Annotated in this window: 17 protein-coding genes and 1 pseudogene; 2 read left to right on the top strand and 16 right to left on the bottom strand. The window is 34.4% G+C overall.

Annotation, left to right across the window (positions count from 1 at the left end; genetic code table 11):
• From AC3EMB_RS03040 to AC3EMB_RS03005, 8 genes are all read right to left on the bottom strand, one after another.
• Nucleotides 1–822, bottom strand: a complete 822-nt coding sequence (locus AC3EMB_RS03040) for a carbohydrate ABC transporter permease (protein ID WP_340784812.1) — start codon at nucleotides 820–822, stop codon at nucleotides 1–3.
• Complete coding sequence (locus AC3EMB_RS03035; protein WP_064531968.1) at nucleotides 819–1,751, bottom strand: carbohydrate ABC transporter permease; 933 nt, start codon at nucleotides 1,749–1,751, stop codon at nucleotides 819–821. The genes AC3EMB_RS03040 and AC3EMB_RS03035 overlap by 4 nt, the downstream gene beginning before the upstream one ends.
• The gene (locus AC3EMB_RS03030) at nucleotides 1,751–2,848 is read right to left on the bottom strand and encodes an ABC transporter ATP-binding protein (protein WP_000571382.1); all 1,098 of its coding nucleotides are present in this window, start codon (nucleotides 2,846–2,848) and stop codon (nucleotides 1,751–1,753) included. Before AC3EMB_RS03030 ends, AC3EMB_RS03035 begins: the two co-directional genes overlap by 1 nt.
• Nucleotides 2,845–3,411: a glycerol-3-phosphate responsive antiterminator gene (locus tag AC3EMB_RS03025; RefSeq protein ID WP_064531964.1), complete on the bottom strand. Its 567-nt coding sequence runs from the start codon at nucleotides 3,409–3,411 to the stop codon at nucleotides 2,845–2,847. The genes AC3EMB_RS03030 and AC3EMB_RS03025 overlap by 4 nt, the downstream gene beginning before the upstream one ends.
• 308 nt (nucleotides 3,412–3,719) lie before the next feature.
• Entirely contained in the window at nucleotides 3,720–4,400 is a 681-nt protein-coding gene (locus tag AC3EMB_RS03020) for a GNAT family N-acetyltransferase (RefSeq protein WP_095691441.1), read from the bottom strand.
• A 151-nt stretch (nucleotides 4,401–4,551) separates the two neighbouring features.
• Nucleotides 4,552–5,421: an ankyrin repeat domain-containing protein gene (locus AC3EMB_RS03015; RefSeq protein ID WP_000287335.1), complete on the bottom strand. Its 870-nt coding sequence runs from the start codon at nucleotides 5,419–5,421 to the stop codon at nucleotides 4,552–4,554.
• A 286-nt stretch (nucleotides 5,422–5,707) separates the two neighbouring features.
• A complete protein-coding gene (locus AC3EMB_RS03010) occupies nucleotides 5,708–6,211 on the bottom strand; it encodes a nitrous oxide reductase accessory protein NosL (protein ID WP_098127423.1) in 504 nt (167 codons plus the stop codon).
• Between the two features lie 135 nt (nucleotides 6,212–6,346).
• Nucleotides 6,347–6,601 carry a hypothetical protein gene (locus tag AC3EMB_RS03005; RefSeq protein WP_000857376.1) on the bottom strand — a complete coding sequence of 85 codons (255 nt, stop codon included), beginning with the start codon at nucleotides 6,599–6,601 and terminating at the stop codon, nucleotides 6,347–6,349.
• Between the two features lie 254 nt (nucleotides 6,602–6,855).
• Between AC3EMB_RS03005 and AC3EMB_RS03000 the strand changes: the two genes are divergently transcribed.
• Nucleotides 6,856–8,160, top strand: coding sequence for a CitMHS family transporter (locus tag AC3EMB_RS03000; RefSeq protein WP_053565293.1), 1,305 nt, complete (start codon nucleotides 6,856–6,858; stop codon nucleotides 8,158–8,160).
• A gap of 46 nt (nucleotides 8,161–8,206) precedes the next feature.
• On the opposite strand, the gene AC3EMB_RS02995 is transcribed toward AC3EMB_RS03000, so the two are convergent.
• The 7 genes and pseudogenes from AC3EMB_RS02995 to colA all read right to left on the bottom strand — a co-directional run bounded on the left by AC3EMB_RS02995 (nucleotide 8,207) and on the right by colA (nucleotide 18,159).
• Nucleotides 8,207–8,899 (bottom strand): response regulator, encoded by a 693-nt coding sequence (locus AC3EMB_RS02995; RefSeq protein ID WP_000503468.1) that lies wholly within the window; start codon nucleotides 8,897–8,899, stop codon nucleotides 8,207–8,209.
• A gap of 2 nt (nucleotides 8,900–8,901) precedes the next feature.
• Nucleotides 8,902–10,509 carry an ATP-binding protein gene (locus AC3EMB_RS02990; protein ID WP_098126479.1) on the bottom strand — a complete coding sequence of 536 codons (1,608 nt, stop codon included), beginning with the start codon at nucleotides 10,507–10,509 and terminating at the stop codon, nucleotides 8,902–8,904.
• 144 nt (nucleotides 10,510–10,653) lie between these two features.
• Nucleotides 10,654–11,514 carry a methyl-accepting chemotaxis protein gene (locus AC3EMB_RS02985; protein ID WP_488517770.1) on the bottom strand — a complete coding sequence of 287 codons (861 nt, stop codon included), beginning with the start codon at nucleotides 11,512–11,514 and terminating at the stop codon, nucleotides 10,654–10,656.
• An 81-nt stretch (nucleotides 11,515–11,595) separates the two neighbouring features.
• Nucleotides 11,596–12,630 (bottom strand): annotated as a pseudogene (locus AC3EMB_RS02980) (HAMP domain-containing protein); the annotation flags it as partial.
• A gap of 249 nt (nucleotides 12,631–12,879) precedes the next feature.
• Complete coding sequence (gene floT / locus AC3EMB_RS02975; RefSeq protein WP_000154999.1) at nucleotides 12,880–14,454, bottom strand: flotillin lipid rafts scaffold protein FloT; 1,575 nt, start codon at nucleotides 14,452–14,454, stop codon at nucleotides 12,880–12,882.
• 12 nt (nucleotides 14,455–14,466) lie between these two features.
• Nucleotides 14,467–15,015 carry an NfeD family protein gene (locus AC3EMB_RS02970; protein ID WP_098126481.1) on the bottom strand — a complete coding sequence of 183 codons (549 nt, stop codon included), beginning with the start codon at nucleotides 15,013–15,015 and terminating at the stop codon, nucleotides 14,467–14,469.
• Nucleotides 15,016–15,261: 246 nt separating this feature from the next.
• The gene (gene colA / locus AC3EMB_RS02965; RefSeq protein WP_488517448.1) at nucleotides 15,262–18,159 is read right to left on the bottom strand and encodes a collagenase ColA; all 2,898 of its coding nucleotides are present in this window, start codon (nucleotides 18,157–18,159) and stop codon (nucleotides 15,262–15,264) included.
• A 246-nt stretch (nucleotides 18,160–18,405) separates the two neighbouring features.
• Here colA and opuD point away from each other — a divergent pair, with 246 nt between their 5' ends.
• Complete coding sequence (gene opuD, locus AC3EMB_RS02960) at nucleotides 18,406–19,956, top strand: glycine betaine transporter OpuD (protein WP_488517447.1); 1,551 nt, start codon at nucleotides 18,406–18,408, stop codon at nucleotides 19,954–19,956.
• Between the two features lie 101 nt (nucleotides 19,957–20,057).
• Here the strand turns inward: opuD and AC3EMB_RS02955 are convergent, their stop codons facing one another.
• On the bottom strand, nucleotides 20,058–20,921 hold the full coding sequence (locus tag AC3EMB_RS02955) for a GNAT family N-acetyltransferase (protein WP_000289531.1): 864 nt from the start codon (nucleotides 20,919–20,921) through the stop codon (nucleotides 20,058–20,060).
• Between the last annotated feature and the right edge of the window lie 142 nt (nucleotides 20,922–21,063).

Genomic DNA, 21,063 nt, shown 5'->3' with positions numbered 1-21,063 from the left:
TTATTTAATTGCACCTTTTGTTAATCCTTGTTGTAATTGCTTTTGCCCTAAAAATAGTAAAATCAATGTTGGAATAACGATAACCGTAACACCGGCCATTACGCTTCCCCAATCAGTTGCAACTTCTTGAGACTGAAGCTGCTTCACACCGATTTGCACTGTTCTTACTTTTTCATCAGTGGTCACTAAAAGTGGCCATAAATACATATTCCATGTTGTTAAAAAGCTATATACTCCAAGCGTAATAAAACTCGTTTTACAATACGGTATTACAACGCTAAATAAAAACCTTACATTTCCAATCCCTTCAATAAAAGCAGCTTCTTTCAGTTCATTCGGGAGTGTCATAAAATGTTGACGTAACAAGAAAATACCGAAAGCTGTTGCAAAAAACGGCACTGTCATCCCGGCGAAACTATTGATCCAGCCAAAGTTTTGAATCGTTAAAAAGTTAGGCACCATCGTTGCTTCCCACGGAATAAGCATCGTTGAAATAAACAGGAAGAAAATTAAGTTTCTCCCTTTAAACTGAAGAAAAACAAAAGCATAAGCTGCTAAACTTGATACGATAAGTTGTCCAATCATAACGACTGTCGATACAATTAAACTGTTATATAAGTATGTAAAAAGCGGTACTTTTTGAAAAATATTAATGAAATTATCAAAAGTAAACTTGGTCGGAAATAACCTTCTCATTTGAATATCGTCTGGTGTCATAAAGCTTATTAAAAACGCATACAGTACAGGAAAAAATACCATTACTGCACTAATTATGAGCAGCATGTATAATAGGAAATTTTGCTTCCACTGTTTAACAATCATTTATAATGCACCTTTCTCTCAGCAAACTTAAATTGAAGTAATGTAGCAACGAAAATGAAAACAAATAATACCATCGCTTGTGCACTTGCTGTTCCAAATTGATGATTCACAAACGCCTCTTTGTAAATCGAGTACACAATTAAATTCGTTGCATCATTCGGTCCACCGTGCGTTAAAATATCAATTTGTCCAAAGCTTTGGAACGCACTAATTAATGTTACTGTTACAATAAAGAATAAAGTTGGCGATAGCATCGGTAATGTAACACGGCGAAGCTTATATAAATAACTAGCACCATCTATAGATGCACTCTCATATAAAGACGTATCAATATTTTGTAAACCACCTAATATAACTAAAAATGCAAAACCTGTATTCACCCAAACTGTTGTAACTGATACAGAGAATAGTGCCCAGTCCGGACTCGTTAACCATGCGATTGCAGGAAGGTTCATAGAGGCTAATATATTATTAAATAATCCTACACTTGGATGAAATAAAAATAGCCAAATCACTGCACTAGCAGCTACTGATATTCCCATCGTCGAAGAAAACAGAACTCGGAATAACCCAATACCTCTTACCTTTCCATTTGCAATCAATGCAAGAAACAAAGCAAATATAATACTCGTAGGAACTGTATATAAAACAAATAATAAAGTTGATTTTATACTTTTGTAGAAGGCTGGATCAGAGAATAAATATTGATAATTTTCTAAGCCAACGAAAAGATTAGCTTCTCCATGTATATCGGTTAAATAAAAACTATAATAAATCGTCCTAAACAATGGATAGAACAGAAAAATCGAAAATAGCAAAATAGATGGCGCCAAAAACAATAATCCTATTCTTAAATCTTTCGTTCTCCCCCATATTTTTTTCTTTTTTGACACCTTTGTTTGAACTGGTAACTTACTTACTTCGATCATTATTTCGCCACCACTTTCAACTCTTCTTCAGCTACCACTTTTAAGCGTTCATTCGTGTTTTCGTTAAAGAAGCATAACTTTTCTTGTGAGAATAATAATTTTACTTTGTCACCTTTGTTCAAGAGTAACTGTCCGATGACTTTCGCACTCCAAGTTGTTCCATTTACCGCAAAGTTTAATATAGATTCATTCCCTAATACTTCTACAGATTGCAGCGTCACTTCTTGCCCTTCCTCAGACAGTGCAATATGCTCAGGACGCATGCCTATACGAATTATTCCTTCTGGTAATTGCTTTAACTGTCCAATAGATAATGGAATTTGCAATTTCCCTATATGTAATACACCTTTTTCTTTATCCACTTCTCCATCATTTATATTCATAGAAGGAGAACCTATAAAGCTTGCAACAAATTCGTTTGCTGGTTCGTTATATATGTCAAGTGGTGTTCCAACTTGCTGTATACTTCCTTTATTTAAAACCATGATACGATCTCCCATAGTCATCGCTTCTATTTGATCGTGGGTAACGTAAATCATCGTAATTCCTAATCGCTGCTGAATTTCTCTAATTTCAATTCTCATTTGCGCACGTAATTTCGCATCTAAATTCGAAAGTGGTTCATCCATTAAACAGATTGGTGCTTGACTCACGATCGCCCTAGCAAGCGCAACACGCTGTCTTTGTCCGCCTGATAATTGACCTGGTTTCATTTTCACATACTCTTTCAGTCCTACCATTTCAATAGCTTCCATTAGTCGCTTTTGTCGCTCTTCTTTTTGTACTTTTCTTACCTTAAGTCCAAATAAAATATTTTCTTCTACAGATAAGTGTGGATATAATGCATAATTTTGAAATACCATTGATAGATTACGGTCTTTCGGCTCTAGATCATTTGCAACACGTTCATTAATAATTAAATCTCCCGAAGAAATCTCTTCTAAGCCAGCGATCATTCGTAATAATGTGCTTTTCCCGCATCCCGAAGGTCCAACTAAAACAAAAAATTCGCCCTTCTTAATATGAACCGATACGCCTTTAACCGCTGTCTCTTCTGCATTTTTATATACCTTTGAAACATTTTTCAATTCAATCACAAAGTTGCACTCCTTTTTTCTTCATGTATCCATACTTCATAATGACTTGTTGAAATCGCACTTGCTCCTGCACGAATTGCAATTTCCGCATCTTCTCGCGTTTGAATCAACCCGCCTGCAATAATAGGAAACTCTATTTCCTCTACTAGCTGTTTAATTATAGAAGGCATAATCCCCGGCATAATCTCTACTGCATTTGGTCTAGTCGTTTTACAATTTTCAATTGATTTAGTAAGAGATAAAGTATCTACAATAAAAATACGTTGAATTGTTTTCAATCCAATTTTATTAGCATTTCGAATTGTCGAACCCTTTGTTGAAATAATACCTTGTGCCCCGATAACATCTTGAATATACAAAAGCGCTTCCTCTGTATTCGTATTTAAACCTTGTATAAAATCACAATGAAGAAATACATCATGTCCATGTTTCTGCAATTCATATACACGCTCTGGTAATTCCAACATTGAACCAGTCATAAGAAAAACTGTTTTCGGCAATTTTTTGTATGCTTTGTATCCTTTCCAATCCTTTATCATCGCAATATAAGGTTCTTTAAACATTTATTCCACCTAACTGTTCTATTTTTATCCAAACTAAAAACACCTACTTACATAGAACGCCTTTCTCCTTATTTGAACTCTAGGGAATAGAGCACACCTAAGAAAGTGGCACATTATATGTAAGTGGGTGTTCTCAAATGTTCTCTACCCTAGTTATTTTGTTACCTTTACTATATTACGCATTTATTAAGTCAGTTTTGATAGATTGTTAATTAGGTGTTAACCGAATGTTAATATTCACCATATCACCATTTACATTAATCTATATATTTAAATGCAAACAAATAGAACAAAACAATACTTAAAATTCAATCAATATGTAAATTCATTCCATAGTTAATAAGTTTTAGTTTGCTTGCCACTGCTTGCGAAGCAAAGTTATCCCAAGCAGTACTATAAAGTGGAATGCGCTTTTCCTCTTGTATTGATAAGGCCCAGGCTGTAACAACATCAGTACCATATCCATTCCCTTGAAATTCCGCTAAAGTTTCCACACTTGCCTCAGCAGCTACGGGCGTACTTCTAGCACTGCAACAAACAGAAACTACCTTTTCATTTTTTACAATTGCAAAATAAGGTTTCCTCCATTCCATCTGTTCTATTAGATTAGGAAAATTTTCTCGCAAAAGCTCTCTATTCTTCTCAGTTATTTGTATTGCTCTAGTCGGCTTATGTAAATTACTATGAAACATGAAAGCAGGACCCATCCAAATATTTTCCACTGTTCTTTCTTCATTTAATATATTAATAATCTTTGCTATCTCTATATGCTTTGAAGGTTCTCGAATTAACTTCTCAATCTTACTTACCGTTTCATCATCCACATTACAATGATATCTCGTTATACTCCCTTCACGAGTTCTGCCAAGAAAAAAACGTGGTGCTTTCGGATTTCCTTGTTCATTTACATATTTCATTTTTCCTACTTGATTATGAACAAATAAAACCTCTGCCTGAATTACTATTAAATCAAGTTTTGAGAGCCTCATTTTTATCCTCCTTATTTACTCCATATACCATCCATTCATAATCTATTTTTCATGTTCAAAATAAAAATCCCATTTAAATACACATTACTGAATCCATCATACTAACTGATTTCTTCATTCTGTCTATCTAAATGGGATTATTTTTCGTTTTTTACTCTACTGGTTGTTGTGGCTGTACTACTTCATTCGCTCCAGCTAACCTCAACATATTTACAATATCTTTAAAACCTCTTTTTTCAGCGTATTGCAGTGGCGTCAGATGTTCCTTGTTAGCCATGTTTACATCTGCACCGTGATCAATAAGCAATTGAATTACTTTCTTATGGTTTTCACTACCATTTCCTAATACAATTGCTTCTAATAGCGCTGTTCCACCACGTTCATTTTTATAATTCACATCAATATCTGTATGCTCTAATAATTCTTTAACAACCTCTACATGGCCACGTTCAGATGCAGAAATAAGTGCTGTCCCACCTGACCTAGTCGTTTCTTTCGTATTAACTCCTGCATTAATTAATACTTTTACAATATCCGTATATCCTTCTCTACTTGCATAAAGAAGTGGATTACTTTTTTTCTCATCTTTAATTTCAATATTAGCACCTGCACCAATTAATGCTTTAACTGTCTCTACATGATTTTGGTACGTCGCTGCAAGGACAGGCGTTTCTCCGTTGTCACCTTCTACGTTTATATTCGCTCCATCCTGAATCAACTTCATAGCTGTCTCTGTGTCTCCAAGAGTAGCTGAAAGTAACAACTGTTTGTCCATTAAATTTATACTTTTCTCTTCTTTAGATTCTTCCTGTTCTTTATGCTTCTCTTTTTTCTTTTCATTTTTCACATGAACCGGTTTCGATTCTGGTTCTTCTTGCTTATCGCAAGCCACTACCGTCATTAAAAGTCCTAATAAAATACATAATAAAATTTTTTGTTTTCTCACAACTACAGCTCCTATGAAAGATAATGTTTTCTTAACCATTCCTCCATCACATACAATAACTCTTCTTGAGTACATTTATCCATAAGCCCTTTAGATTCCTTCTTTAATCGGATTATCTTAAGCTTATACTATGTTTCTCAACCTATTGAAATGATACGCCTGATGGCCCCATCATTAACATTATGAAGCAATTAGTTTAGCACGTTTTTACCGCATTTGTATACATTTCTAAAAAGTACATAAATGATTGCTTTAGGTTACTATATTCCATTGTAACCGTTCTGCTAAAAATTTTACACCTTTTCTATATTTGCACCTGAGTAATAATAGAAAAAGACAACTACATAGTTGTCTTTTTCTATTAATGATGTCCACCATGATTTCCTGCTTTCGGTTTCCCCATCATCTCTTTATTCATTTCCCATTTATGCTCTGCTAGCTCTTTATACGAAAGAACTTTCCCCTTATAGTTAGATACAAAGCTCTCTGCATCTTTTTTATTTTTAAATGAAATGACATTATAAGCCATCGGTGTCGTTATTGTTTTATCATATACGTAAGTAGCGTCTTCTAACGAAATCCAATCTTTCGAATCATAATCTCGGACAAATTTCTCTTTCGTCTTTTCATCTGAGTTGATCTCCATCCATTTATACATACAACCGATATCATCAAACTTTAACGCTTTTCCATTTTCTAAAATAATTTCTGTTGCAAATTGATTATCTGTTACCCCAATTTGGCAAATATCACATTTATCATGTTTCTCATCAATGGCAATAGCTGCTGTTTCCTTTTTTCCACACCCGACTACTGTAAATACGAAACATAAACATATAACAAGTACGACATATTTTACTTTCATCAATATTCCTCCCTAGAAACCGTATACTCCACGAAAAGAATACCAAAAGGTTGTGTGAGATTTGTGAAAAAACAATGTGCTTTTTGTAATATAGGAAACAAAAAAAGATGTGTAGTTCTTTCTACACATCTCTCATCACTCACAACCTGTAATTAATAAATCATCTTCTAATTTAACTAATAATGTATCCGCACTAATTTCCTGTCCAACTTCTACATTTACCAATCTTATATTTCCACTAATCCCGACTGCAATTTTTTTTAGCTCACCGTCATTTTTTCGGATCATCAGTAATTTTTCCCATTCATATACGTAAGAAGATTCATTAATAAAAATCTCCTCTACTTTTCCTTCATAAGAGCTATAAATCTCTTCTATTCTCGTTTTCATATAACATCTACTCCCTATTTCACACTTCACTATTTTCATCTTATTCTACCATTCTTACGAGGAGTGGCTTACTTTTTAAAAATTCAAATTAACTACCGTGAACAAAATGAACAAAATAAAAATTATGCTTCTAATGATGTTATTTTTCAAATTATTTACCATTTGAATAGATGCTTTTATTATAAATAAAAAACCTTTTTCTGAATTTTTATTCTATTTTGAAAGCGCAATCATTCTTTTGAGGGGGAAATTACATGTTAGCACTACTTGGATTTGCGATGGTATTTGTCTTTATGTTTTTAATTATGACGAAACGTATGTCAGCACTAGTAGCCTTAATATTAATTCCGAGTGTTTTTGCAGTAATTGGCGGATTCTATGCCAATATGGGGCCTATGATGTTAGAGGGGATTCAAAAATTAGCACCTACTGGTATTATGCTTATGTTCGCTATTTTATATTTTGGGATTATGATTGATAGCGGTTTATTTGATCCTGTCATTAGTAAGATTTTAAAATTTGTAAAAGGAGATCCTTTAAAAATCGTTGTCGGAACGGCTATATTGACTATTATCGTTTCTCTAGATGGTGATGGTACAACAACATACATGATTACAGTTTCCGCAATGTATCCACTATATAAGCGCCTTGGAATGAACCCCCTCATATTAGCTGGAGTTGTTATGTTAGGGGCGGGGGTAACAAATCTTACACCTTGGGGTGGACCCACAGCTCGTGTTATGAGCGCACTTGGACTTGAGGCTTCCGAATTATTTACACCTCTTATTCCAGGAATGATTGCTGGTGCAATTTGGGTTGTTTTCGTTGCCTACTATCTTGGAAAAAAAGAAAGAAAACGTTTAGGAATTATGGATGTACAGTATTTAAAACAAATGCAAACAATGGATGAGCAAGCTGCAACTGTTGAAGCTGCAGCGCATAAACGCCCTAAACTTCTATGGATTAACTTTTTATTAACCGCTGCATTACTTGTTTGTCTCATACTAGAAGTTATGCCGTTACCTGTTTTATTTACAGTCGCTTTTGCTATTGCTGTTATGATTAACTATCCAAACTTAGAGCAACAGAAAGAACGTATTGCTTCTCATGCAGGGAATGTATTAGCAGTTGTTTCTCTCGTATTTGCTGCCGGTATTTTCACTGGTATTTTATCTGGAACAAAAATGGTAGATGCAATGGCTAACAGTGTAGTAACTCTTATACCAGATGCACTTGGACCACAACTACCAATTATTACAGCACTTCTCAGTATGCCATTCACATTTTTCATGTCTAATGATGCATTTTACTTCGGGGTATTACCTATTTTGACGAAAGCTGCTGCTACTTACGGAATTAGTGCAGCTGAAATGGGACGCGCTTCCTTACTTGGGCAACCCGTTCACTTATTAAGTCCTCTTGTCGCTTCCACTTATTTATTGGTCGGAATGGCCAAAGTTGATTTCGGTGAACATCAACGCTTCACTTTATTGTGGGCCGTTGGAACGACAATGGTTATGTTAATTACCGGAATTGTAATTGGGATTATTCCAATATAAGATGCAAAAAAACAGTAGAAGAAATAAAATCCTCTACTGTTTTTTATTATGAAGAAGCAAGAAAATAACGTCTCTCCGGTCTCCCAACACTTCCATATATTAGCTCTGCGTGGACTTTCTTCCCAGATATTAAATACTCTAAATAGCGCCTTGCCGTTGATCGGCTTACTCCAATCATTGAGCTTAACATTTCTGCTGTAATCCCTTCTTCATTAACTGTTAACATATGCTTTTTTACTTTCGCTAAAGTATAAGGATCTATCCCTTTCGGGGCATATTCTATTTGATCTCCCTTCACGCCTCTTTGAGACCATAAATATTCAATTTGTTCCGTAGATAATTGATTGTTCTTCTTTAACTGTATAATCTTTTTTTGATAGCCTTCTAGACTTGCTTTAAATCGATCAAACATTAGTGGCTTTACGATATAATCTGTTACTCCGCCCCGTAGGGCGTGCCTCACTACATCTGTTTCCGATGCCGCTGTAATCATAATGATATCTGTATCGTGCAAATGATTCCTAATATATGTGACAAGTTCCGTTCCTTGCATATCAGGTAAGTACACATCTAATAACACGAGCTGTGGCTTCACAAGCTCTAGCCATTCTTTCGCTTGTTCTCCAGTCGTTGCCGTTCCAATTACTTTAAATCCCTCAATTTTTTCAGTAAAACGACGATGAATGTCAGCAATCCGAATATCATCTTCTACAATTAATACTTCAATCTCCTCACCCATTACTATTCGCCTCTCTCTTTCGGTAGTGCAATAATAAATAACGCACCCCCTAAATCCCCTTTTTCTATTGCAATACTTCCATTTAAATCTTCTACTAACTCTTTCACTTTTGCTAATCCATACCCTCGCTCTCCTCCTTCTTTCGTCGAAAAGCCTTTATAGAATATGCTAGTAATTATTTCATCATGAATCCCTTGCCCTGAATCTTCCACTTCAATTAATATTTCTTCTCCAATATCAGTTACAAACATCCTTACTTTCTTATCATTCTCTTCATTTTTTTCAATTGCTTCAAATGCATTCGTAATTAAATTCCCTAAAATAGAAACGACATAATTACTCTCAATATGTGGACTTAATTTGTCTAAACCACTTTCTCTATCTAGCATAAAATCAATCTTCAACTCTCGTGCTCTATTATAAAATCCAATTAAAATTCCACCTAGCCATGGATTTTGAATCCGCTTCATAATAAATTGAACAAAATCTTGATATACCGCTGTTTCCTTATGAATAAGCTCTAAAGCATCTTCGTATGATTCTAATTGGATAAGACCTGAAAGCGTATACAATAAATTGTTATATTCGTGCGTTTGCGCTCGTAATGCCTCTGTATATTGCTTCGTCTGAGATAATTCTGCTGTTAACTGATCCATTTCAGATTTCAAACGTATGCTCGATACAACGCCAGTTACTTTATTCTTTACTTTAATAGGTAGACGGTTCGCAATAACAGCCTGTCCTTTTATATTTAATTGACGATCAAACTGTTCTTCACCAGTTTGAAGTACATCTAGTATCGTTGAATTAGGAATTACATTTAAAATAAATTCCCCAATAATATTTTGTTGCTTATCTAGCGAAAGAATATCATAAGCTGCTTGATTGACTAAACTAATCATGCCATTTTTATCGATTACAATAATCCCTTCACGTACAGATTGAATCACTGTACTATGCTCTTCATATAAAGATGAAATTTCTTCTGGTTCCATCCCGAACATCATTCTTTTTATACTTGCCGCTAAATATATAGAGCCGATTATCCCAATTAAAAGACCTATTATTGTAATCCAAAATACACGCTTTCCATACACTTCTACCGCTCCATGAATATCAGCCATTGAAAACCCAACAGACACCACACCAATAATTTCATTTTCCTGGTTACGGACTGGGACTTTCCCACGCAACGAAGGGCCTAATGATCCATTAGCTTTAGAAACATAAGATTTCCCTTCTAATAAAACGCCTTTATTATCTCCGCCAACCATTTTTTCTCCTATTTTATCTCGCTCAGGATGTGCATAACGAATCCCCTCTTTGTTTCCAACTACAATAAAGTCAGCCTCTGTATCAATTCGAATTTTTTCTGCGATTGGCTGAATAATAGAAGCTGGATTTTCTTTTTGAAAAGCTTCCTGAATTTCTGGTATCGCGGCAACTGTTTTCGCAACATGCAAAGCTCGTTTACCAATTTGCTCTTCTACCGTTTCAGATAATATGTAATAAAATAAATAACTCGTTAGCATAAGTACAACTAAAATAAGTGTACTAATAGTTAATGTAATTCTCGGTTGGAGTTTTAATTTTTTAAATTTCAAAACCATTCCCCTAACATGATTAAAGATAGAATTTAAAGAAAATACAGTTTTTTATTATCATAACACGGTTACTATATATTTCTTTCTTTTTTATCTTCATAAAAAAAGAAACGAAGCATAAGTACTACTTCGTTTCTTAACAGTTTTTTATTATATTTTAAACTTACCAATCATCTCTTGTAATTCTTCTGCCATTTGTGATAAATGGACTGCTGCTGCATTTATTTCATCTACTGAAGCTAATTGTTCCTCAGAGGAACCAGCAATATTTTGAACACTTGCGGCATTTTCTTCAATCGTAGCTGTAATTTCATTAATAGATGCACTTACTTGTTTTGCATCTACCGTCATTTGTTTTGCTACATCTACCATGCTATCAATTTGTACAACTGTATCATTTGTAGACTTCAATATTTCGACAAAGCTTTGCTTCGTTTCATTTGCAACTACAAGTCCTGATTGTACTTCTGCTCCAACTTGATTCATAGAGCTTACTGTTTCTTTTATATCAAATTGAATCTCTTTCACTAGTTTCCCAATTTCCGTAGAAGACTGTCCTGATTGTTCTGCTAGCTTTCGCACTTCATCTGCTACAATTGCAAACCCTCTTCCTTGCTCTCCAGCTCTCGCAGCCTCAATTGCCGCATTTAACGCTAATAAATTTGTCTGTTCTGCAATATGTTGAATCACTTCAAGGATTGCTCCAATTTGTTTCGACTTATCGTCTAACAAACCAATGATTTTGTCTGACTGTAAAACAGACTCATGAATTAATTGCATTTGATTCACAGTTTGTTCAACTAACTTCCCACCATTTTCAGCTTTTTTCTTCGTATACATAGAGGCTGTAGATACTAATGAAGAACTATCTGCAACACGCTGAATTCCTTCTGTAACTTCTTCTAACAATGTTGCTCCTTCTTCAACTTCTTTCGTTTGTATTTCTGCACCACTTGATACTTGCTCTATCGCCTGTGTAATTTGTTCCGTTGCTTCGCTTGTCTGCTTCATACTAGCTGTTAATTCTTCTGAAGATGCCGCTACATGACTTGCTGAAGTGTTTATATTGGAAATGACACTTTGTAACGATGCAGCCATCTCGTTAAAACTTTCTCCTAGCTGTCCAATTTCATCTTTAGAATGAACTGTAATTGATTCTGTTAAATCACCTTCACTAATCTTCTTCGATGATATGACAAGTTGTTTTAACGGTTTAATAATAGACGCAATTATGAAGTAAATTACAATCCCACCGATTATTAGTGAAATTCCAAGAACAGTTATTGTTTTATAGAAAATAGGTTCAGCCGCTTGGATAATTTCTTTGGAAGGCATAATTCCTGCTATTTTCCATCCAGTTTTCTTATTCGTTTTAAAAGTGATATTGCGATCTTCACCATCTAATGAATAATGAAAATCCCCAGCTTCCTGTTTATACAATTCTTTACTAAGTTTCTCTTCTAATTTCTCTCCTGGCTTCATTTTCGGGTGCGCTACTACATTTTTATCTTGATCAAATATCGCTACATATCCTTCCTTACCGATATTAACCATCTTGGAAGTAGTAACAATATTATTAATGATTAAGTCAATCCCAAGAACTCCACTTTTATCCTCGTTTTGTTTTGCTAGTGTAATAACAATATTCCCTGTCGTTTTTGACTTATATGGAGCAGTTACAATTACTTCTCCGCTTTTCTTCACGGCCTCTTTATACCAATCTCTTTCTGTAGGATTATATCCATCTGGCATCTGAATAGCTGGTGATTGAATGAACTGTCCATTACTAGATCCTGTATAGATTGCTTCCATTTCTGGATGCAGTTTATTGTATTCTTCTAGTTTATTTTGTATGTTTTGAATTTGATCTGCTTGGTAACTTGATTGTGTGAATAATTTCGTAAAATAAGTTGCATCTACTTTTTTACTATCCAATTCTTTATTAATTACATTATCCAAAATTTTTATATTATCTTTCGCCGAGTTTAAAATCGTTTCATTAAAATTCGTCTTCGCCTGTTGATAAGACGTCCAACCAATTACAATACTTGGAAGAATTAAAATAATAATAAATGATACAAGTAACTTTGTTTTTAAACTACTACTCCTTACTTTCCCTTGAAACATACTTCTACCCCTCCATACCGTTTTAAATGTAATTAATTAACATTTAATCTTTCTATAAAAATAATACGATTTAAATGTATCGATGAGACTCTCTATCTTTTTCTACATCATAAAGAATTGATACATATCTTTTTCATTCTATATAAATTAAATAATTAAAACAATGTATAAAAATGTATATTATTCGAAATATTATAATTCACAGAAGAACCTCTAGTATTTCACTTACTAGAGGTTCTTTCCACCTTACTATTCTTTATCTTTTTCTACTTCTTTTTTCTCATCTTCTACTACAGATACAACAGGTTTATCACTTGATAATTGTTGTACCGCTCCTTTTCCTGCAAATCCTTCTAATAGCTCTTTTAAGTCAATTCCAGAAGAAGCTTTTAACGTTTCTTGCATCGTTGCCATTAAATCAGTCGCATAACCCGCAACTTTTCCGGCCCCGCTATTTTTACCACCGCCGCCTGTATCGACAACTGTAATTTTATCAATGTTACTAAGCGGACTTGCAAGTTCCTTCGCATAACTTGGAAGCATTTTAAGAACCATATCCATAATTGCCGCTTGACCATATAATTCAAATGCTTCTGCGATTTTTTGTTTCGCTTCTGCTTCTGCTAAACCTTTTAATCTAATAACATCTGCTTCCGCCGTACCTTGTGCTTTTTGTACTTCCGCTTTCGCTTGACCTTGCGCTTTTTCGATTTCCGCCTTCGCTAAACCTTCCACACGTACTTCTTCCGCACGAGCTCTCGCTTCAGCTTCAATCTTATATTGATCCGCATCTGCCTTTTTAATTTGTTTTACTTTTTCTGCTTCTGCTGATTGCTCAACAGCATAGCGATCTGCATCTGCTTTTTTCTTAACTTCTGCATCGTATTGCTTTTCACGACGCGCAATCTCTTTTTCTTCTAACTCGATTTGCTTTTCACGCTCAATGATTTTAACGCGCATTTGCTCTTCTGTAACACCTTGTTGTGCTTTCGCTTGTTGTAATTCGTAAGAAAGATCAGCGTCTGCACGTGCTTGTTCTTGTTCCCTCTTATAGGACTGTACTTTTAATTCTTTATGTTTTTCAGCTTCAGCGATTTGTGCATCACGTTGATATTCTGCTTCTTTTGCCTCTTTTTCAGCACGTGCTTTTTCAATACGTGCTTCTTTTTCACGCTCTGCGTTCGCAATTGTTGCATCACGCTTAACGGTCGCAATTTGCGGCTGACCAAGCGCATCTAAATATCCGTTTTTATCCATTATTTCTTTAATTGTGAAAGAAACAATGCGAAGTCCCATCTTCTTTAAATCTGTAGAAGCTACTTCATGTACCTTTTGAGCAAATTGCTCTCTATTACTATACGCATCTTCTACTGTCATAGAAGATAAGATAGCACGGAGATGCCCTTCTAAAACTTCTTTTGCTTCTATTTTTAACTCTTCTGTTTCTTTTCCTAAATATTGTTCAGCTGCTGTGGAAACTTCTTCAATTGTTGATCCCACTTTAATAATAGAAACACCGTTTACTGTGATCGGTACACCTTGTTTCGTATACGTATCACGTGTACCAACTTCTAATTTATAGTTTAATAAGCTTAAAGGCTCTGCTCTTTGCATAATTGGAACTACGAAAGTACCGCCCCCGCGAATAATCTTAATCTTCTTTCCATCATCAGTGGTAACTACATTCTTTCCTCCACCAAGCCAGTTCCCTGTAACAATTAACGCTTCATCCGGACCAACCGTACGATACTTCGTAATAAATACTAAAATGAGTAGAATTAAAATTGCGAGTAAAACTCCACCGATAATTAATGGAATCGTCATGTAAATTCCCCCTTATAATTTTGGTTTCTTTAAAGAATAAACGATGTTTTGTACAAGTAAAACACCATCTTGGACTCCCTCGATAATAACCTCTGTTCCTTGCGAAATATCTTTTTTTCCAACAGTTTTAGCTGGGATTGCATTACTTCCAAATTGGGATGAAATTAATACTTCACCAAATCCTTCTGTAGGAATTGTCGTAATGACTTCTCCTTTGCAACCGATAAATTCATCCATACGTTGCATCGTATTTTGTTCTGCTTCTGCAATCGGTTTTAAAATTAGTATTTTCATGATGAAAACACCGATAAAAGATATAGCAAATGCAGCCCCGAAAATAGTAATACTATTAAAGGAGAATAAGTACTCTCCTATATAACTAAGCCCACATAACATGGCGAAAAAACTAAGTAATAAAGTAACAACGGATACAGATCCGCCCCCAAAACTAAATATCGATTCAAATATATCTCCAAAAAAGATATAAATAACAGTGAGTATAGTAGCAATAATAAATCCATATAAATAAATTGTTTCAAGTGGATAACCAAACAAAGCCATTTCTTATCCCCCTCTCTTAAACAATCCCTTTTTTGTTATGTGTATGCCCCACCTCTTTCAAAGATTATTGTTCTTAATTTTCAGTTATTTACCTTTTAAATAAAAGCCTGTAAGACAGGCCTCTACAAAAGAACAGGAGAAACCTATTGTGACAGGCTCCTCCTAGAAAATAACCGATATATTATATATCTATATAATATACTATTTTCCACAAAAAGTAAAGTTAAACATACATTGGAAAAGCACTTATTTTACTGACAATTCGTATGTTCCATCGCCATTATCATATTTATATACATACAAGTAATACTTACCTGGTTTTGCATTAAATTTTGCTTCTATATGATTCCCATTAGCTTGACCGTAAGCCGCATAATTTTGCATATCTGATTCATGGTGAAGTACCCATGTCATCCCAATTCCATACTCATTTAAAACAGAAATGTCGATATCTTTCGCTGATGCTACATTAAATGTATAAACATCAGTGTGGTCCCCGCCAATAAGACTACCTTTTATAGTACTATTTAGCCCGATACGATTTGCTTCCTCTGGACGATTATTTGGTTCTGATTCTGTTAAACTTCCATCTTTAATCGTAACAGTTGTTTCGCTTCTGCTCTCTTTTCCCTTATCATCTTTTACTCTTAACGATACTTTATAAGAACCTTCTCTTTCATATACATGTACTGGATTCACTTCTGCACTTGTGCTTCCATCTCCAAATTCCCATAAATAAGAAGCAATTTTTCCATCTTCATCGTTTGAGCCATCACTTTTAAATTGAATTCCCTCTTTTACAAGACCACTATAAGGGCCATTTATATTAACCGTTGGAGCTTTATTTTCTCCATCATCTTTTGCGATTCCATGGAAGACTACATCATATTCAAATTCATTTGAGCTATTCACACGATAATTGACAAAGTATGCTGTAACAGTTTTGTAGCCACTCCATTCTTTTTGCGCCAATTGTTCTAAAGATTCATTTACTCTTTTACTCATTTCTTTCCAATCTTCTGATTCACCTTTTGTGACACTACCTGTATACGTACCTTCTAATGTAAATGTATTAAAGAATTGAGAATTATGTTTTGTCATTTTTGTATCTTTCATAGGCAACGTATCACTAATTTCTTTCTTCACCGCTGCTAATGACTTCGTTGCATGTTCAGCTAAATAATCATCAGCTACTTCTGGTACAGTGTATGTATCTTGATTATCAATTAACTGCTGCATATACTCTTGATACTCTTTATTTAACTTAGGATCTTTACTTAGATTTTCACGATATGCATCATAATTTTTCACGTCATTCGCACGAATCAAATCTTGAATTTTATCAAATGTTTCAAACTGATGCGTATATAAATAAGACTGCAATGCGAACGAGTAATTATAGAAATCCCAAGAACCGTATTTAGCAAATAGTGTACGCTCTGCTGTATAACGGCTTGCAGGATCAGATGATAATCCGCTAATTATACTCTTTCTTGGTACAACGTTATTCGTACGAGTAGATCCTGCGAAAAACTCTGCATTTCCTTCTTGGAACCAAGTTAGCCTTTCATTTTGATACATATCTCCTCTTCCAAATAAACCAGGAACTTCATATCTCCCTTGCAGATAATGAGTAAATTCATGACGGAATAACTCTTCTAAACTATAAATACTTTGCTCCGGCGTACGCTCATATGTAAAGAATGTTCCTGTCTCTTCAATATAAATTCCACCGTTGTTTGTTTCATATCCATACAATTGTCTATTTAACTGATATTCATCTGGACTATTATAAATTACGATCGTTAATACATCATCCGCATTTCCTGGCTCTAACGCTTTGTCATTTCCAATTACACGGTGATACTGTGCCTTTACTTCCTTCGCAGCCCAATATAGTCTCTTAATTTTTTCTTCTGATACTTTATCTCCTGTTTTGAACACAATTGATCCATCGTCGAATGTATACGTTTTTGGTAAGTATTGCTCTTTTCCGTCTTTACGTATTTTCTCTAAATCTACTGTATTCCCGCTATAATCTTTACCATTATAATTTGTTGTAATTTGTTCTACCGCAACAAAATACGGTTCACTTAAGCGCGGGTACATATGCATCGCTTGTGTAACAACCTCTAATCCTTTATTTGGATTGCTATGAAACTTCCCTAAACGGCTTGCAAAATAAATTCCATTATTAACGAGCCATTTATTTTCTGACGTTACTTCATTTAGAAGAGCAATACGATTTATTTCATTAATAAACCCATCTACTTTTCCATACCACATCGTTTCATTCGCTTCTTTACGAGCCTCAGTTAAGTAAGACTGTATATCATAGTCAATACCTTGCATAATATCGTATATTGCTTGTCCCTTCATTCGATCATTTACATAAGTAGTATAATTATCATTGTATTGCTTTAAAATATTCGATGCGTATTGAACCGTTTCAACATCGCTTGAAGCATTACTAATTAATTTACCGTATGCAGATACGACTGTATCTTGTTCAACTGTACCAAGCTTAAAGTTTGGATTTTTTGCGATTGCTTTTAAAGCAGGTAAACATTTATCCTGGAAGCTTCTTTCATTTAAGTCGCTTAATTCACTATTATAAAATGCAAGATAAAAAGCTGAACGCAACACTTCAGTAAACGTTTGAATTCCTTTTGAATCATCTTTCGTAAATGTACTACCTCTATGAGCTAATTCATCTATAATGACTTGCATTTTTCCTTTATCTTTATAAAAAGCCTTTGCATCTTCATTAAACTGGAATAAGTCTGTAATTTGGTGCCACTTAATACTGCCTAACGTTTCAACTAATTCTTGATCATTCATTTTGTTTAAATCAGCCATTGAATAGCTTTCTTTAACTTGCTTTACTGCAGTTTTCTTCGTAATAGATGCTGGTCGCTGTGAAAAATCTCCTACTTTTAAACGTTCTTGAAATGATAAAGTTTCATCAACTTTTGAAATATGTCCAACTTCATCTACCGACTTTTCAATTCCAACCGGTTTCGTTTTCAACACGTTATACGGTACTTTTTCTTCCGCTGCTGCATGAGTTTGAAGTGCCCCTAACGATAACGCCATTGTACTAATGCTAAGCATCACTTTATTGATCTTTGATTTCTTGTTCATATCCTTGCCCCCTATTTTAATATTCCATTCAAGAATTTAACATAAAATCTGGATGTAACAATATAAAATGCAATATTTCATATTATTTCTTCCTATAATTTGTACATATCGTGAACGCATTTCTCTTTACCTCCCTAGAACAAATTACATCCTTTCATGTTACATAAAGGGAATTTTTTGACAATTAAAAACTTAATTGTTATGATTATTATAATTGTTAACTTTATTAAATAAGGGTGGGATTCTATGATAAAAAAAGAAAACAGTGTATTTTATATCTCCTTCTTGCTAACAACATTATTCATTATATGGGGAATTACCCCAGCAAGTTGGATACAAGGCTACGATTTACAAAGTGTTACATCTTCTTTAAACTCATTTATCCTCAATAAATTTGGGTGGTTTTACTCTCTACTTATGACTACAATGATTATTTTGGCTGCTTATTTAGCATTTTCTAAGTACGGTTCTATTCGTCTTGGTAAAGATGGAGAAAAGCCAAAATATAATTATCCATCTTGGCTATCCATGTTGTTTGGGGCAGGAATGGGAATTGGACTCCTCTTTTATGGAATCGCTGAACCGATTTCACATTTTACAGCTCCATTAACAGGAAAAGCAGGTACAGAAGAAAGCGCCAAACTCGCTATGCAATATTCATTTTTCCACTGGGGACTCTTTCCGTGGTCACTATACGCAATGGTCGCTTTAACAATTGCATATTTCACATTCCGCAAACAAAAAGGTAGCACTATCGGGGCTACAGTTACTCCATTATTTAATCGATCGAAAAATTCTCGTATCGGAAAAACAGTTGATATTTTAGCTGTTTTAGCCACAGTGTTTGGCATTGTACCATCTGTTGGGATTGGTGCTCAACAAATTGCTGGAGGATTAAGCTATTTATTCCCTTCCATTCATAACACTTTACTTACCCAGCTCGTACTTATAGCTATCTTCGCTGTTTTATATTTAACAAGTGCACAAACTGGCTTAGATCGTGGGATTAAATATTTGAGTAACTTGAATTTCTCTCTTGCAGGTATTTTACTCATCTCTTTCTTACTTTTAGGGCCAACCGTATTTATTATGAAATATTTCACATCTACACTCGGTTCTTATATTGGAGCTTTGCCTAGTATGGGATTAAATTTAGGAGCATTTAATGAAAAATCTTCTTCTTGGATTGAAAACTGGACTATTTTCTATTGGGGATGGTGGATTTCTTGGTCTCCATTCGTCGGCACATTTATCGCACGTATTTCTAAAGGGCGTACAATAAAAGAATTTATTTTTGGAGTTGTATTAGTCCCAACTCTTATCTGTACATTTTGGTTTGCAGTATTTGGTGGTACCGCAATTCATATGGAAATGTTCCAATCGCTTGGAATAGCTGATGAAATTGCAAAAAATGGTACAGAGATTGGATTATTTGCTGTTATTTCACATCTACCATTCTCTACATTTTTAACGATTATCGGGTTAATTTTAGTAGCCACATTTTTCGTTACTTCTGCTGATTCAGCAACATTTGTTGTTTCCATGCAAACGAGTAACGGAAGCTTATCACCGAAAAATAGTTTAAAACTTATATGGGGATTAACAATCGCGATAATTGCCGCTATTTTATTACAAGCTGGAGGATTAAATGCACTACAAATCGCAGCTATCATCGCAGCACTACCATTTTCTATCGTAGTCGTTCTTATGGTCATTTCGCTCTTTAAGGAGCTGCGAAAAGAAGATGTTAATTTGCAAACAAAAGAAGTATCTCCAAAAATAAAAAAGGTTATGTAACGATTAGCACCTCAAATTACTTCTGAATCCGTAACAACTGAGGGAGAAGTAGATTAATAAAACCCATTCGTATGAAATATAATTTTCATACGAATGGGTTTTCACTCTATTATATAGTGTTGTAAACATGCCTTCTCCTCAAATCCTACTTTCTTGTACAATTTCATCGCACGATCATTATTCGTATTCAAACATAATTCTATCTCCTTCATTCCTTGGAAGGAAATAATATACTGAATTGCCTTTTGTAATAACCGCTCTCCGACACCTTTTCTTCTACTATTTTCAGCGGTTGCAATAAATTCGATATTCGCTTCTTGAAACTCTGGATTTACTTCCACATATACATAACCTTCTAACTTATCATTCTTCATACTTACAAATAATTTATTCGTATTACTTAAACGTTCAATAATTTCGTTTCCGTCATAATACGTATTAGAAAACACATGATTGTGTAAAGCGATAAACTGCTCAAACACTTGTGGTAAAGCCTCTTCTACATTACATATAATACGGTGCTCCACAATATTATTTAAAACGAGAATACTATGTCGACCTTGTTCTTTTGCATGTAAATTCCTCATTAAACGGGCACAATTATTATTTTCCACATGATAAAAACCATAAAATCTCTCAATATGAAAAGGCACCTTTTCTATAAGTTCCTTCCACATATGTAAAGCAACTTCTTCCCAATTCTCTGCGATAATAAACGGCCCCCATATCTCTGCACATTTCTTTACTTCATCCACATCAAATCCTAATAAACCTATTAAATTATTATTCTCATAAGTAGCAACAAAAGATTGTTCCCAGCCTATATCTGAAAAATCATGAATAATTGTCTGTAACAACTCCTCTTTCTCATCTCCACAATAGCCAACATGATGAGTAGCATCTTTATTCATATTCGCAATAAATGCTGCCACCTCTTCAATTTTCAAAATAGAACTGACATACATAACCTCTCCTCCTTCACTAATATATTCACACCTTTTCCATTTATATCCTTCTAAAAAAAGACATCACCATAAGCATATTTCAAAATGAAATCGCCATGATAATGTCTTCTCAAAAACTCATATAATCATCTTACGTTATAAT

The organism is Bacillus sp. LQ16, assembly GCF_057784645.1.
This window is presented reverse-complemented; position numbering and strand designations above follow the sequence as displayed.

What these genes read in the sequence shown, in the direction of transcription:
- AC3EMB_RS03040 (WP_340784812.1), bottom strand. Translation starts at nt 822, where the DNA reads ATGATTGTTAAACAGTGGAAGCAAAATTTCCTATTATACATGCTGCTC.
- AC3EMB_RS03035 (WP_064531968.1), bottom strand. Translation starts at nt 1,751, where the DNA reads ATGATCGAAGTAAGTAAGTTACCAGTTCAAACAAAGGTGTCAAAAAAG.
- AC3EMB_RS03025 (WP_064531964.1), bottom strand. Translation starts at nt 3,411, where the DNA reads ATGTTTAAAGAACCTTATATTGCGATGATAAAGGATTGGAAAGGATAC.
- AC3EMB_RS03020 (WP_095691441.1), bottom strand. Translation starts at nt 4,400, where the DNA reads ATGAGGCTCTCAAAACTTGATTTAATAGTAATTCAGGCAGAGGTTTTA.
- AC3EMB_RS03015 (WP_000287335.1), bottom strand. Translation starts at nt 5,421, where the DNA reads ATGTACTCAAGAAGAGTTATTGTATGTGATGGAGGAATGGTTAAGAAA.
- AC3EMB_RS03010 (WP_098127423.1), bottom strand. Translation starts at nt 6,211, where the DNA reads ATGAAAGTAAAATATGTCGTACTTGTTATATGTTTATGTTTCGTATTT.
- AC3EMB_RS03005 (WP_000857376.1), bottom strand. Translation starts at nt 6,601, where the DNA reads ATGAAAACGAGAATAGAAGAGATTTATAGCTCTTATGAAGGAAAAGTA.
- AC3EMB_RS03000 (WP_053565293.1), top strand. Translation starts at nt 6,856, where the DNA reads ATGTTAGCACTACTTGGATTTGCGATGGTATTTGTCTTTATGTTTTTA.
- AC3EMB_RS02995 (WP_000503468.1), bottom strand. Translation starts at nt 8,899, where the DNA reads ATGGGTGAGGAGATTGAAGTATTAATTGTAGAAGATGATATTCGGATT.
- AC3EMB_RS02990 (WP_098126479.1), bottom strand. Translation starts at nt 10,509, where the DNA reads ATGGTTTTGAAATTTAAAAAATTAAAACTCCAACCGAGAATTACATTA.
- AC3EMB_RS02985 (WP_488517770.1), bottom strand. Translation starts at nt 11,514, where the DNA reads ATGAAGCAGACAAGCGAAGCAACGGAACAAATTACACAGGCGATAGAG.
- floT (WP_000154999.1), bottom strand. Translation starts at nt 14,454, where the DNA reads ATGACGATTCCATTAATTATCGGTGGAGTTTTACTCGCAATTTTAATT.
- AC3EMB_RS02970 (WP_098126481.1), bottom strand. Translation starts at nt 15,015, where the DNA reads ATGGCTTTGTTTGGTTATCCACTTGAAACAATTTATTTATATGGATTT.
- colA (WP_488517448.1), bottom strand. Translation starts at nt 18,159, where the DNA reads ATGAACAAGAAATCAAAGATCAATAAAGTGATGCTTAGCATTAGTACA.
- opuD (WP_488517447.1), top strand. Translation starts at nt 18,406, where the DNA reads ATGATAAAAAAAGAAAACAGTGTATTTTATATCTCCTTCTTGCTAACA.
- AC3EMB_RS02955 (WP_000289531.1), bottom strand. Translation starts at nt 20,921, where the DNA reads ATGTATGTCAGTTCTATTTTGAAAATTGAAGAGGTGGCAGCATTTATT.